The organism is Amycolatopsis thermoflava N1165 (genome assembly GCF_000473265.1).
In the GTDB taxonomy this organism is placed as follows: Bacteria; Actinomycetota; Actinomycetes; order Mycobacteriales; family Pseudonocardiaceae; genus Amycolatopsis_E; species Amycolatopsis_E thermoflava.
On the sequence record NZ_KI421511.1, the window covers coordinates 4,678,200 to 4,692,750 of the forward strand.

Below are 14,551 nucleotides of genomic sequence, written 5' to 3' on the forward strand. Positions count from 1 at the left end.
GCATCCACTCTGCAATTCTCAAACACCACACCCAGAAACAACACACCGTGTTGCCTCAGGACCCAACAGCGTAAAGATGAACACCCACCACCCGAGATCTCCAGCGCCCGTTCCACGCCGACCGAAGCCAGCAGTACTAGACACACCCTTGATCCAAGTGATGAGCATCAGCCAGCCGTCCACAATTCCTTGAGCGTCTGAGCAGCACCACACTCGGGTACTAGACTCAGCCACTCCATCCTCAAGGGATGGAAGTGAGTTGCTCCTTAGAAAGGAGGTGATCCAGCCGCACCTTCCGGTACGGCTACCTTGTTACGACTTCGTCCCAATCGCCAGTCCCACCTTCGACCACTCCCTCCCCGCAAGCGGGGTTGGGCCATGGGCTTCGGGTGTTACCGACTTTCATGACGTGACGGGCGGTGTGTACAAGGCCCGGGAACGTATTCACCGCAGCGTTGCTGATCTGCGATTACTAGCGACTCCGACTTCACGCAGTCGAGTTGCAGACTGCGATCCGAACTGAGACCGGCTTTAAGGGATTCGCTCCACCTCACAGTATCGCAGCCCTCTGTACCAGCCATTGTAGCATGTGTGAAGCCCTGGACATAAGGGGCATGATGACTTGACGTCATCCCCACCTTCCTCCGAGTTGACCCCGGCAGTCTCCCGCGAGTCCCCGCCATTACGCGCTGGCAACACAGGACAAGGGTTGCGCTCGTTGCGGGACTTAACCCAACATCTCACGACACGAGCTGACGACAGCCATGCACCACCTGCACACCGGCCACAAGGGGGCCGACATCTCTGCCGGTTTCCAGTGCATGTCAAGCCCAGGTAAGGTTCTTCGCGTTGCATCGAATTAATCCACATGCTCCGCCGCTTGTGCGGGCCCCCGTCAATTCCTTTGAGTTTTAGCCTTGCGGCCGTACTCCCCAGGCGGGGCGCTTAATGCGTTAGCTACGGCACGGACAACGTGGAAGTCGCCCACACCTAGCGCCCAACGTTTACAGCGTGGACTACCAGGGTATCTAATCCTGTTCGCTCCCCACGCTTTCGCTCCTCAGCGTCAGTATCGGCCCAGAGACCCGCCTTCGCCACCGGTGTTCCTCCTGATATCTGCGCATTTCACCGCTACACCAGGAATTCCAGTCTCCCCTACCGAACTCAAGCCTGCCCGTATCCACTGCAGGTCCGGAGTTAAGCCCCGGATTTTCACAGCAGACGCGACAAGCCGCCTACGAGCTCTTTACGCCCAATAATTCCGGACAACGCTTGCACCCTACGTATTACCGCGGCTGCTGGCACGTAGTTAGCCGGTGCTTCTTCTCCAGGTACCGTCACTTACGCTTCGTCCCTGGCGAAAGAGGTTTACAACCCGAAGGCCGTCATCCCTCACGCGGCGTCGCTGCATCAGGCTTCCGCCCATTGTGCAATATTCCCCACTGCTGCCTCCCGTAGGAGTCTGGGCCGTGTCTCAGTCCCAGTGTGGCCGGTCACCCTCTCAGGCCGGCTACCCGTCGTCGCCTTGGTAGGCCACTACCCCACCAACAAGCTGATAGGCCGCGGGCCCATCCTGTACCGCCGAAACTTTCCACCCACCAAGATGCCTTAGCGAGTCATATTCGGTATTAGACCCCGTTTCCAGGGCTTATCCCAAAGTACAGGGCAGGTTACCCACGTGTTACTCACCCGTTCGCCACTCATCCACACCCGAAGATGCTTCAGCGTTCGACTTGCATGTGTTAAGCACGCCGCCAGCGTTCGTCCTGAGCCAGGATCAAACTCTCCAACAATGTCAGAAAATCAAACCCGGCTATTCTCATAGCCTCAAAGGAACCCACAAAGGGTTCTAGCTAATCAACTGGCTTTAGCTCATCAATACACTGTTGAGTTCTCAAACAACACGAAGCTGCTGCTTCTACAAAGCTTTTTTGTTCTCGCGGAGGGCGTCAGCAACCCTACTGGTTTAGTAGTAGTGGTTGGCGACCCACCCGCGGGCCGACCAAGAACTTTACCCGGTTCGGTTCGCGGTGTCAACACCGCCCGACCCTGGCCCGTCCGCCGGGGCTTTCGGCCCCGTCGTCCCGGTCTCCCTGGCGACGAAGAGAAGATTACATGCCCCGAAACCCCCCTGAAACAGGGGGGTCCCTTAACGGCATTTCCCCTGGTCAGAGCACCGGTAGGAGCGTCTTGAGCTCGTACGGCGTGACCGAGCGCCGGTAGGCGTCCCACTCGGCGCGCTTGTTCCGGAGGAAGAAGTCGTAGACGTGCTCGCCCAGCGCGTCGGGCAGCAGCTCGGACTTCTCCATCTCGGCGAGGGCCTCGCCGAGGTTCTGCGGCAGCTGGTCGTACCCGGCCGCGCGGCGCTCGGCGTCGCTCATCGACCAGATGTTGTCCTCGGCCGCCGGCGGCAGCTCGTAGCCCTTCTCGATCCCCTTCAACCCGGCGGCGATCACGACCGAGTACGCCAGGTAGGGGTTGCAGGCGGAGTCGATCGTGCGGATCTCGACCCGTCGCGACGACGCCTTGCCCGGCGAGTAGTTCGGCACCCGCACCAGCGCGGAGCGGTTCGCCCGGCCCCACGACACCGTGGTCGGCGCCTCTCCCCCGCTGATCAACCGCTTGTACGAGTTCACCCACTGGTTGGTCACGGCGGAGATCTCCCGCGCGTGGTGGAGCAGGCCGGCCACGAAGGCCTTGCCCGTCTCGGACAACTCGTACGGATCTTCCGGGTTGTGGAACGCGTTGCGGTCGCCCTCGAACAACGACACGTGGGTGTGCATCCCCGAGCCGGGCTGCTCGGTGAACGGTTTCGGCATGAACGTCGCGCGCACCCCCTGGGTCAGCGCGACCTCCTTGACCACGTACCGGAACGTCATGACGTTGTCGGCCATGGTCAGCGCGTCGGCGTAGCGCAGGTCGATCTCCTGCTGCCCCGGCGCGCCCTCGTGGTGGCTGAACTCCACCGAGATGCCCATCGCCTCCAGCGCCTCGATGGCGTGGCGGCGGAAGTGTGTCGCGGTCGCGTGGCTGGCCTGGTCGAAGTACCCGCCGTTGTCCGCGGGCTCGGGCTCGCTGCCGTCCGACGGCAACGACGAGAGCAGGAAGAACTCGATCTCCGGGTGCACGTAGCAGGTGAACCCGGCCTCCCCCGCCTTCGACAGCTGGCGCCGCAGCACGTGCCGCGGGTCGGCCCAGGACGGCGACCCGTCGGGCATCGCGATGTCGCAGAACATCCGCGCCGAGTAGTGCCCGCCCTCCGGGGTCTCCCAGGGCAGCACCTGGAACGTCGACGGGTCGGGCTTCGCGACCATGTCCGATTCGTAGACGCGCGCGAAGCCTTCGATGGCCGATCCGTCGAACCCGATCCCGTCGCTGAAGGCGCCCTCGAGCTCGGCGGGGGCCACCGCCACCGACTTCAGGAAACCGAGGACGTCGGTGAACCACAGACGAACGAACCGGATGTCACGTTCTTCCAGCGTGCGCAGCACGAACTCCTGCTGGCGATCCATGGCCGCACCCTACGCATGGCGTGTTAACGGCATGTTTCGTGGTTCCGGTGTTGCCCTGACGGAGGGAATGACCAGCGACATCACCGCAGCCAGCGCGCACAGACCGCCCGAGATGTACCACGCGAGGTCGTAACTCCCGGCGTGGTCGTGGATCAGGCCGGCGCCCACCGCGGCGATCGACGCGCCGACCTGGTGGGACGCGAAGACCCAGCCGAACACGATGGGACCGCTCAGGCCGAAGTGCTCACGGGCCAGCGCCACCGTGGGCGGCACCGTGGCGACCCAGTCCAGTCCGTAGAAGATGATGAACGCCCACATCGGCGGCTCGGTGGTGGGCGCGAACAGCTGCGGCAGCAGGACCAGCGACCCGCCGCGCAGGAAGTAGTACACGCCGAGCAGGATCCGCGGGTTGACGCGGTCGGTGAACCAGCCGGAGGCGATGGTGCCGGCCACGTCGAAGATGCCCACCAGCGCGAGCAGCGAAGCGGCCGTGGTCGCCGGCATCCCGTGCTCGTGCGCGGCCGGCACGAAGTGGGTGCCGACCAGGCCGTTCGTGGACGCCCCACAGATCGCGAACCCGCCCGCGAGGAGCCAGAACGTCGGCGTCTTCGCGGCCTGCCCCAGCACCTGCAGCGCACGCCGCGCGGCACCGGAGGAGTGCGGCGGCGCCTCCGCCGGCTCGGTCGCCCCGTACGCGGTCGTCCCGATCTCGCTCGGGTGGTCGCGCAGGAAGATCAACGTGATCGGCACGACGGCCAGCGCGGCGAACGCGACCACCAGCGACGCGGTGCGCCAGCCGTCGTTCGTGGCCAGCGCGGCGAGCAGGGGCAGGAACACCAGCTGCCCGGCCGCGCCCGCCGCGGTCAGGATTCCGCTGACCAGGCCGCGGTGGCGGACGAACCAGCGCGCGGTCACGGTCGCCACGAACGCCAGCGCCATCGAGCCGGTCCCCAGCCCGACCAGCACGCCCCAGCACAGCAGCAGCTGCCAGCTCGCGGTCATGAAGACCGTCAGCCCGCTGCCCGCCGCGACCAGGACCAGCGCGCCGGTCACGACCTTGCGCATGCCGAGCCGCTCCATCAGCGCCGCGGCGAACGGCGCGGTCAGGCCGTAGAGCAGGAGGTTGATCGACACCGCGGCCGAGATCGTGGCCGTCGACCAGCCGAACTCCTCGTGCAGCGGGTCGATCAGCACGCTCGGGGTGGCGCGGAAACCGGCGGCGCCCACCAGCGCGACGAATGCCGCGAAGGCGACGAACCAGGCCGGGTGGATGCGCGACTTCGTTCTTGTCACCGGTACATGCTCCCCGATCGCGATCACCTGGACGAGTGGCCGGAGCGCCAATATGTGCAAGAATCCGGCCATGCACCGGGTTGTGGTCCTCGCGGTCTCCGAAGTGGTCGGGTACGACCTGAACATCGCGCCGCTCGTGTTCGGCACCGCCACGCAGGACGGCGAACGGCTCTACGACGTGCGGGTCTGCGGGGTCGACGACCGGCCGGTGCGGGTCAGCCACGGGTACGAGGCGCACCTCGACCACGGTCCGGAAGCACTGGAGGACGCCGACACCGTCGTCATCCCCGGCACCCGCGTGCACGGGCCGCGGCAGGAGGGCGTGCTGCCGCCCGAGCTGGCCGCGGCGCTGGCCCGGATCCCGTCGTCGGCGCGGCTCGTGTCGATCTGCACCGGCGCGTTCGTGCTGGCCGCCGCCGGCGTGCTCGACGGGCGCCGAGCGACCACCCACTGGGCGCACGCGCCCGCCTTCCGGCGCCTCTACCCGCGGGTCGACCTGGACGAGAACGTGTTGTTCGTGGACGACGGCGACGTCCTGACCTCGGCCGGGCTGGCCGCCGGCGTGGACCTGTGCCTGCACCTCGTGCGGTCCGACCACGGCAGCGCGGTCGCCAACCAGGTCGCCCGCTACTGCGTCGTGCCACCGTGGCGCGATGGCGGGCAGTCGCAGTTCATCGAGCAGCCGCTGCCCGAGGCCGACGGCAGCACCGCCGCGACGCGCGCGTGGGTGCTGGAACGGCTCGGCGAACCGCTCGACCTGGCCGCGCTCGCGAAGCACGCGGGCATGAGCGTGCGCACCTTCAGCCGCCGCTTCCGCGCGGAGACCGGGCAGTCGCCCCGCGCCTGGCTGAACCAGCAGCGGGTGCTGCACGCCCGCCACCTCCTGGAGACCACGGATCTTCCCGTCGACCGGGTGGCGGCCGAGTCGGGGCTGGGCACCGCGGCGTCGCTGCGGCAGCACCTCAACGCCGCGATCGGCGTCGCACCGCTGGCATACCGCCGGACGTTCGCCCGCCGCTGATCGCTACCTTGGACGCATGCTCCGCCGACGCACCGCCGGTGTCCTCGCCCTGGTCCTGGCGCTGTCCACCGCCTGTTCGGCCGCGCCAGAGGAACCACTCCCCGACGGGCGCGCGCTCGTGGACGCCGCCGAGACGAGCCTGAACGGGATCCGCAGCGTGCGGTTCGACTTCAGCGTCAGCTCGACCATCCCCGGCCTGGACATCCGCGAGGTCAAGGGGCAGGCCAGCAAGGACGGCGGGCCGCACGGCACGGCGATCGGGCAGGCGGACGTGCAGGCCTCGGCCGACCGGTTCGAGCTGGACTACGTGCTCGTCGGCGAGACGCTGTTCCTCACCGACACCAAGGGCCAGCAGCGGCAGGCCCCGGTGCCCGCCGACTACAACCCGATGACGCTGCTCGACTCCGAGCGCGGCCTGCCCAAGCTGATGTCGGAGGCGACCGCGCTGAAGACGGAGACGAAGGAGGACGTCCTCGGCGTCGAGGCCTACCGGGTCACCGGCGAGCTGGCGAAGGACGTCATCTCCAGCGTCATCCCCGGCATCCAGGCCGACGTGGACATCAAGTTCTGGGTCACCAAGGCCGAGCCACGCAACCTGGTGCGCGTGTGGATCCAGGTGCCGCCGCGGCAGCCGAACGAAGGCGCCATCCAGCTGGAGCTCGCGCTGTCCGACCAGAACGTGCCGGTCGGGACCACGACCGGCGGTTAGGCCTGGCAGCGGGTGCCCGGGGGCGGCTGGGAGCCGTCCACCAGGTAGTCCAGGCCGGCGACGTCCACGCACATGTTGCCGTGCAGGAACGCGGTGTGCTGCGTGCCGTCGACCGTGAGCAGCCCGCCCCGGAAGACGTTCGCGAGGTTGACACCCGCCTGGTACGGGGTCACCGGGTCGCCGGTCGTCGAGATGACCAGCGGTGGCGCGGCGGAGGTGACCGTTGGCCGGTGCGGCTGCGACGTGCTGGGCACCGGCCAGGACGCGCACACGTCGAGTTCGCCCTGGTCAGGGCGGCCCGAGCCGAGGAACGGCGCGGCGTCGGCCATCCGCTGCCGGGACACCGCCGGATCGACCGCACGCGGGTTGTCCACGCAGCGCACCGCGTAGTAGGCGTCCTGCAACGAGGAGTACCGGCCGTCGGCGTCGCGCTCGTAGTAGCCGTCGGCGAGCCGGAGCAGGACCGAGCCGTCACCGCCGCGCAGCAAGCCGAGCCCGGTGTTGAGGAACGGCCAGGACTGGCTCGAGTACATCGCCTCGACCACGCCCGTGATGGCGTCCCGGTAGGACAGGTGCCTGCCGTCGCCGGTCTTCGCCGGCGCGCCGACCAGCGGCTGGACCAGGTTCTGGAACTCGGCCGCCGCCTTCGCCGGGTCGCGGCCCAGCGCGCAGCCGTCGTGCCGCGCGCACTCGGCGGCGAACTCGCCGAACGCGCGCGAGAACCCGGCGCCCTGCGCGACCAGCGAGTCCGGGTCGTTCGCCGCCGGGTCGATCGCACCGTCCAGCAGCAACGCGCGGACCCGCTCCGGGAAGGCCTCGGCGTAGCTGTAACCGATCTGGGTGCCGTAGGAGTAGCCGAGGTAGCTCAGCTTCGCCTCGCCCAGCGCGGCCCGCAGGACGTCGAGGTCCTTGACCACGTCCCGCGTGCCCATGTTGGCCAGCATCGCGTCGCCGTGCTCGGTGCGCTGGGCGCACTTCGCCGCGAAGGCCGTCGCCTGCCCGGTCCACGCGGCGTCCGAGGCGCCCGGGTTGCTCGCCCGCTCGGCGTCGCGTTCGGCGTCGGTCAGGCACCGCACGCGCGGTTGGCTGGCCCCCACACCGCGCGGGTCGAAGCCGACGAAGTCGAACCGCAGGCCGATCGCGTTGTTCGAGACTGTCGGCACCAGCCGGGCGGCCGCCTCCATGCCGGAACCGCCGGGGCCGCCCGGGTTCATGACCAGCGAGCCGATGCGGTGCGCCGGGTCGAGCGCCTTGTGCCGCAGCACGCCGACGGTGATCGTCTCGCCGCGCGGGTTCGCGTAGTCCAGCGGAACGGTCAGCCGGGCGCACTCCACACCGGGCGTGCGGAACGCGTCCGCGCTCTGCTGCCCCGTCGCGTACGCCGCGCAGTCACCCCACGCGAGCTGCTGGTCGTAGAAGCGGTCGAGCGCGTGGGCGTCCGCCGCCACCGGCGAGGGTGACGGCGGCGGTGCGGGGGTCTGCGTGGTGCACGCGGTCAGCGCGGCGGCCACCAGGCCCGCGGCGAGCAGCCTCCGTCGGCGGGGAAAACGCATCGTTCACATCGTGCCAGTCCGGTCACCGAGAGGTACAGCGCGCGCCTTCCGCGGGCAGGGTCCCGTCGATCAGGTACGCGCTGCCGATGTCGTCCACGCAGTCGACTCCCTGCAGGAAGACGGTGTGCTGGGTGCCCTCGAACGTCAGCAGCGCGCCCTTCATCGCCTTCGCGAGGTTCACCCCCGCCTGGTACGGGGTGGCCGGATCGTTCGTGGTCGAGATCACCAGGACCGGCGGCACGCCCGCGACGTTCGGCTCGTGCGGCTCCGAGGTGTTGGGCACCGGCCAGAACGCGCACGGGTCCAGCGCGGCGCCGTTGGGCCTGCCGTCGTCGAGGAAGGGCGCCACCTGGTCGTAGCGGTTCTCCGCCTCGAGGATCTCGGCGCGGTCGGTCACCGGCGGGTCGTCGACGCAGCGGATCGCGGTGAAGGCGTCCTGCGTGTTGGCGTAGTTGCCGCTGGAGTCGCGCTCGTTGTACTGGTCGGCCAGCGCCATCAACGTGGCGCCCTGGCCGCTCTTCAGCTCGTTGAGGCCTGCGTTCAGCGGCGCCCACAACTGCTGCGAGTACAGCGCCTGGATCGCGCCGAGCGTGGCGTCGTCGTAGCTGAGGACCCGGCCGTCGCGGAGGCGGACCGGGTTGTCGATCAGCGGCCGCACCAGGTTCTGGAAGGCCTGCGTCGCGCGTGCCGGGTCGGCGCCGAGCGCGCAGTCGCGGCGGGCGGCGCACCACTTGGCGAAGTCGTTGAACGCGACGCCGAAGCCCTGCCCCTGCGCGACCAGCGACTCGACCTCGTCCTGGCTCGGGTCGAGCGCGCCGTCGAGCACCATGGCGCGCACGTTCTGCGGGAACGTCTCGGCGTAGGTGTAGCCGATCCGCGTGCCGTAGGAGTAGCCGAGGTAGGTCAGCTTCTCCTCGCCCAGCGCCGACCGCAGGACGTCCATGTCCTTGACGACGTCACGGGTGCCCAGGTTCGCGAGCATCGCGGTGCCGAACCGGGTCCGCTCGGCGCACTTGTCGGCGAACTCCTTGGACTCGGCGTCCTGCTTGGCCACGCCTGCCGGGCTGCCGTCGGCCTCCAGGTCCTCGGCGCGCTGCTCGTCCCGCTCGGCGTCGGTCAGGCAGGTCACGTCCGGTTCGCTGGCGCCGATCCCCCGCGGGTCGAAGCCGACGATGTCGAAGCGCTTGCCGAGGTCGGTGTTCGCGACCTGCGGCGCGAGACCGGCGGCGGCGTACATGCCGGACGCGCCGGGGCCGCCCGGGTTGAGCACGAGCGCCCCGAGCCGGTTGCCCGTCGCCTTGTGCCGGAGCACGCCGATCGTGATCGTGTCGCCCTGCGGCTTCGTGTAGTCCAGCGGCACGGTCAGCCGGGCGCACTGGAGATCATTACTGCTGAAGGCGGACCTGACGTCGTCCGAACTCGCGTAAGGTGCACAGTCGCCCCAGGTCAACGGCTGTGCGTAGAACCGCTCCAGCCCGGCCGGCACCACCCCGGCCGGCCCGGCCGACTCGGTGGTTGCCGTCGGCGCCGGAGCCGGCGTGGGCCCCGGCGAGGTGCAGGCCGCGACCGGCACCAGCAGGCAGGCGCCGAGGACGGCGGCTCGTACGGACCGGGACCTGGCTCGCGGAAGGAAGCGCACGTCGTGATCGTGCCATCCTGAGTGGGAACACAGGTGCACCGCCACCTCGTTGGCTGGTGGGTTGCGCGCGAGAAGGACAGGAGACCACGGGTGCCAGCACTGATCAGCCGGATGGGCAAGCGGTTGCGCAAGCTCATCGAGCGGCCGGGCAGCGTCGAGCTGACCAAGTACGAGGCGCTGCTGCCGGACATCGAGGCGCTCGAACCCGAGCTGGAGGCCCTGAGCGACGCGGAGCTGACCGAGCGCGCGGGCAAGCTCCGCCTGGAGGCCGAGCTCGGCGACCCGCAGCTGGTGGAGCTGTGCGCGCTCGGCCGCGAAGCCGCGCGGCGGGCGCTGGACGAGCGCGCGTTCGACGTGCAGCTGCTCGGCACGATGGGCCTGCTGTCCGGACACGTCGTGCAGATGCAGACCGGTGAGGGCAAGACGCTGGCCGGCGCGCTCGCCGCCGCGGGGTACGCGCTGCAGGGCAAGCGCGTGCACGTCATCTCCGTCAACGACTACCTGGCCCGCCGCGACGGCGAGTGGATGAAGCCGGTGTACGACCTGCTCGGCGTCACGGTCGGCTGGGTCGACGGCAGCCTCACCCGCGAGGAGCGGCGTGTGGCCTACGACGCCGAGGTCACCTACGGCGCAGTCAGCGAGATCGGGTTCGACATGCTGCGCGACCGGCTCGTCACCCGCGCCGAGGACGTCGTCCAGCCCGCCCCCGAGGTCGCGATCATCGACGAGGCCGACTCGGTGCTGGTCGACGAGGCGCGGGTCCCGCTGGTCATGGCCGGCTCGGTGGACCAGGCCGTCGCCGACACCGAGGTCGCCAACGTGGTCCGGCGGCTGCGGCTCGGCCTGCACTACGAGACCGACACCGACGGCCGCAACGCGTGGCTGACCACGGCCGGCGCGTCCGTCGTGGAGAAGGCTCTCGGCGGGGTCGACCTGTACAGCGAGTCCGGCTCCGAGCGGCTGGCGGCGGTCAACGTCGCCCTGCACGCACACGCGCTGCTCACCCGCGACGTCGACTACCTGGTGCGCGACGGCAAGGTCGAGCTGATCAACGCCTCCCGCGGCCGGGTCGCCGAGCTGCAGCGCTGGCCGGACGGGCTGCAGGCCGCGGTCGAGGCGAAGGAGCAGGTCGCGCCTACCGACCGCGGCGAGATCCTCGACTCGATCACCGTGCAGGCGCTGATCGCCCGGTACCCGCAGGTCGCGGGCATGACCGGCACCGCGGTCGCGGTCGCCGAGCAGCTGCGCGAGTTCTACCAGCTCGAGGTGGCGGTCATCCCGCCGAACAAGCCGAACGTCCGCGAGGACCTCGACGACCGGATCTTCGCCTCGCCGTCGCACAAGCTGCGCGCGATCGTCAAGGAGATCCGCGAGGTGCACGAGACCGGGCGGCCGATCCTCGTCGGCACGCAGGACGTCGCCGAGTCCGAGGAGCTCGCCGAGAAGCTGGCGAAGGCCGACCTGCCGTGCGTCGTCCTCAACGCGCGCAACGACGCCGAGGAAGCCGCGATCATCGCCGAGGCGGGCAAGTACGGCGCGATCACCGTGTCGACCCAGATGGCAGGCCGCGGCACCGACATCCGGCTGGGCGGCGCGGACGGCAAGGACCGTGAACGCGTCGCCGAGCTGGGCGGTCTGCACGTCATCGGCACCGCGCGGTACCCGTCGAGCCGCCTGGACGGTCAGCTGCGCGGCCGGTCCGGCCGCCAGGGCGACCCGGGCAGCGCGGTGTTCTTCGCGAGCCTGAACGACGAGCTGGTCACCTCGAACGCGCCGGACGTGCCGGACGGCATCACCGCCGACGACGAGACGGGCGAGATCACCGACCCGGCGGCGAAGCGGCACATCGACCACGCGCAGCGCGTCGCCGAGGGCGTGGACCTGGAGATCCACCGCAACACCTGGCGCTACACGCGCCTGATCGAGCACCAGCGGCGCGAGCTGCTGGAGTACCGCGACGAGCTGCTCCGGACCGACGCGGCCGCGGAGGCGCTGTCCGGCGAGAAGCGCTACGACGAGCTGACCGAGAAGGTCAGTGAAGAGAAGGCGAAGCAGGTCTGCCGCGAGATCATGCTGTACCACCTGGACCAGATGTGGTCGGACCATCTCGCGTTCCTCACCGACGTGCGGGAGAGCATCCACCTGCGCGCGCTGGCGCGGGAGACGCCGCTGGACGAGTTCCACCGCATCGCGATCCCGGAGTTCCGCAAGATCGTGCCCGCGATCAAGGAGCGGTCCGCCGAGACGCTCGCCGACGCCGAGATCGGGGACGACGGGATCGACCTCGCCGCCTCCGGTGTGCGGCGGGCCAGCTCGACCTGGACGTACCTGGTGCACGACGCGCCGTTCGACGCGGGCTTCGAGGAGACGCTGCGGCAGGTGCGCAGCCTCTTGCGGCGCAAGAAGAACTGAGCGGGCATCCGGGGCGTGGCCGACAATGAGGCCATGCTCCGGATCGCGCTGGCCCAGGTGAACCCGACCGTCGGCGACCTCACGGCCAACGCGGCGCAGACCGTGACGTGGGCCCGAAAGGCCGCCGAGGCGGGGGCGCACGTCGTCGTGTTCCCCGAGATGTCGCTGACCGGGTACCCGGTCGAGGACCTCGCGTTGCGCGGGACCTTCGCGGAGGCGTCGCGCTCGGCGTTGCGGGCGTTGGCTGCTTCGCTTGCGGACACGGGTTGCGGCGAGCTGCTCGTGTACGTGGGCTACCTCGACGTGGACGACGTCGGCCCCCGCGACGCGGCGGCCGCCCTGTGGCGCGGTGAGGTGGTCGCGCGGCAGTTCAAGCACCACCTGCCCAACTACGGCGTGTTCGACGAGCAGCGGTGGTTCAAGGCGGGGCGGACGATGGACGTGCTGCGGTTCCACGGCTGTGACATCGGGATGGTGATCTGCGAGGACCTCTGGCAGGAGGGCGGGCCGGTGTCCGCGCTCGGGGCGGCCGGGGTCGGCGTGGTGGTGTCGCCAAACGCCTCGCCGTACGAACGGTCCAAGGACGACATCCGGCTGCCGCTGGTCGCGCGGCGGGCGGCGGAGGCCGGCGCTCCCCTGGTCTACGCGAACCAGGTCGGCGGCCAGGACGACCTCGTGTTCGACGGAGACTCGTTCGTGGTGGGCGCGGACGGGTCGTTGCTCGCGCGTGCGCCGCAGTTCGTGGAGCACCTGCTGGTCGCTGATTTGGCTGTGGCGGCAGGTGGTTGCGCGCCGGGCACGTACGAGGGGCTCGAGGTGCGGCGTCGGGTGCTGTCGGCGGATCCGGTGCCGGCGTACGAACCCTTGGCCGCGGCGGTGCGGGAGCCGTTGTCCCAGGAGGCGGAGGTGTGGTCGGCGCTGGTCGTCGGGTTGCGGGACTACGTGCACAAGAACGGGTTCCGCTCGGTGATCTTAGGGTTCTCCGGCGGGATCGACTCCGCGGTGACGGCGGCGCTGGCGGTGGACGCGCTGGGACCGGATTCGGTGCACGGGGTGTCGATGCCGTCGCGGTACTCGTCGGCGCATTCGCGGGACGACGCGGCGGAACTGGCGCGGCGGCTGGGTTGCCACTTCCGGGTGGAGCCGGTCGAGGACATGGTGCGGGTGTACGTGGCACAGCTCGGGTTGTCCGGTCTGGCGGAGGAGAACATCCAGGCGCGGGTGCGCGGCATGATCCTGATGTCACTGTCCAACCTGGAGGGACATCTGGTGCTGGCGACCGGGAACAAGACGGAGCTGGCGGTCGGGTACTCGACGATGTACGGCGACGCGGTGGGTGGGTTCGCGCCGATCAAGGACGTGTTCAAGACGCAGGTGTGGGCGCTGGCCCGGTGGCGGAACGCCGCGGCCGAGAAACGCGGCGAGGTGCCGCCGATCCCGGAGAACTCGATCGCCAAGCCGCCGTCGGCGGAGCTGCGGCCGGGGCAGCTCGACACGGATTCCTTGCCGGACTACGGGTTGCTGGACGACATCCTCGACGACTACGTCGAAGGCGACCGGGGTTACGCCGAGTTGGTCGAGGCGGGGTTTTCGCCGGAAACGATCGATCGGGTGATCCGGATGGTAGACCGTGCGGAGTACAAACGCCGCCAGTACCCGATCGGTACGAAGACAACTTTTAAGGCTTTCGGGCGAGATCGACGGCTGCCCATCACGAATTGCTGGCGCGAAGGGGAGTTCTGAGCCGGAAACTGTCGGACCCGGGTGCCATCATTCCGCCATGCCCCTCCTGGAAGGAACTGTTGTCATGGCTGGGAATGTCCGTCCGGTGGCCGACGAGCGCGACGGCCTGCTCACTTTTCTCGCGCAGCAGCGGTACGTCCTGCGCCTGGCGGCGCGTGGTCTGAGCGATGCGCAGGCGCGGCTGACGCCCACGCGGAGCGCGCTGAGCATCGGCGGGTTGGTGAAACACGTGACGAGCGCCGAGCGACGGTGGATGGCCGCGGTGCGGGGCTCCCCGGCGGACGGCGAGGACGTGGCGGATTTCGTTGTGGGTCAAGGGGAAACGCTGTCCGAGGTGCTGACCGCCTACGACTCGGCGGCCAGCGAGACCGAGGAGATCGTCGCCGGGATCCCGGATCTGGGGCAGCCGGTGCGGGTGCCGTGGCTCCCGGACGAGGTGGACGCGTGGACCGTGCGGTGGGTGCTGCTGCACCTGATCCAGGAAACCGCGCGGCACGCCGGGCACGCGGACATCCTGCGAGAACACATCGACGGTGCGACCGCGGTGCCGCTGATGGCCGCGACGGAGGGGTGGCCGGTCAGACCGTGGCTGAACCCCCGCTCCCCCAGCGGCTGACGACGCTGATTCGGTTGCGCTCGCTGCTGACGCGCTCGCAAGCGAGCAGTTGA

The 14,551-nt window shown here is 69.3% G+C and carries 9 protein-coding genes and 1 rRNA gene; 5 read left to right on the forward strand and 5 right to left on the reverse strand.

Annotated features, from left to right (window positions below):
• Window positions 1–270 precede the first annotated feature (270 nt).
• From AMYTH_RS0123015 to AMYTH_RS0123025, 3 genes are all read right to left on the reverse strand, one after another.
• Window positions 271–1,793 (reverse strand): 16S ribosomal RNA (locus AMYTH_RS0123015).
• A gap of 375 nt (window positions 1,794–2,168) precedes the next feature.
• On the reverse strand, window positions 2,169–3,512 hold the full coding sequence (gene glnA / locus AMYTH_RS0123020; protein WP_017987056.1) for a type I glutamate--ammonia ligase: 1,344 nt from the start codon (window positions 3,510–3,512) through the stop codon (window positions 2,169–2,171).
• A 9-nt stretch (window positions 3,513–3,521) separates the two neighbouring features.
• Window positions 3,522–4,877, reverse strand: coding sequence for an MFS transporter (locus AMYTH_RS0123025; RefSeq protein ID WP_228684922.1), 1,356 nt, complete (start codon window positions 4,875–4,877; stop codon window positions 3,522–3,524).
• On the opposite strand from AMYTH_RS0123025, the gene AMYTH_RS0123030 reads away from it, so the two are divergent.
• A complete protein-coding gene (locus AMYTH_RS0123030) occupies window positions 4,876–5,826 on the forward strand; it encodes a GlxA family transcriptional regulator (protein ID WP_084022856.1) in 951 nt (316 codons plus the stop codon). The two genes, AMYTH_RS0123025 and AMYTH_RS0123030, sit on opposite strands and share 2 nt — an antisense overlap.
• A gap of 16 nt (window positions 5,827–5,842) precedes the next feature.
• The gene (locus AMYTH_RS0123035; protein WP_027932287.1) at window positions 5,843–6,535 is read left to right on the forward strand and encodes an LppX_LprAFG lipoprotein; all 693 of its coding nucleotides are present in this window, start codon (window positions 5,843–5,845) and stop codon (window positions 6,533–6,535) included.
• Here the strand turns inward: AMYTH_RS0123035 and AMYTH_RS0123040 are convergent.
• Window positions 6,532–8,088, reverse strand: coding sequence for an alpha/beta hydrolase (locus AMYTH_RS0123040; protein ID WP_051362801.1), 1,557 nt, complete (start codon window positions 8,086–8,088; stop codon window positions 6,532–6,534). The two genes, AMYTH_RS0123035 and AMYTH_RS0123040, sit on opposite strands and share 4 nt — an antisense overlap.
• 22 nt (window positions 8,089–8,110) lie before the next feature.
• Window positions 8,111–9,661, reverse strand: a complete 1,551-nt coding sequence (locus AMYTH_RS0123045; protein WP_027932289.1) for an alpha/beta hydrolase — start codon at window positions 9,659–9,661, stop codon at window positions 8,111–8,113.
• A 177-nt stretch (window positions 9,662–9,838) separates the two neighbouring features.
• Here AMYTH_RS0123045 and secA2 point away from each other — a divergent pair, with 177 nt between their 5' ends.
• From secA2 to AMYTH_RS0123060, 3 genes are all read left to right on the forward strand, one after another.
• A complete protein-coding gene (gene secA2, locus AMYTH_RS0123050; RefSeq protein ID WP_410468338.1) occupies window positions 9,839–12,139 on the forward strand; it encodes an accessory Sec system translocase SecA2 in 2,301 nt (766 codons plus the stop codon).
• A 33-nt stretch (window positions 12,140–12,172) separates the two neighbouring features.
• Complete coding sequence (locus AMYTH_RS0123055) at window positions 12,173–13,882, forward strand: NAD+ synthase (RefSeq protein WP_027932291.1); 1,710 nt, start codon at window positions 12,173–12,175, stop codon at window positions 13,880–13,882.
• A gap of 64 nt (window positions 13,883–13,946) precedes the next feature.
• On the forward strand, window positions 13,947–14,498 hold the full coding sequence (locus AMYTH_RS0123060; protein WP_027932292.1) for a DinB family protein: 552 nt from the start codon (window positions 13,947–13,949) through the stop codon (window positions 14,496–14,498).
• Window positions 14,499–14,551: the final 53 nt, after the last annotated feature.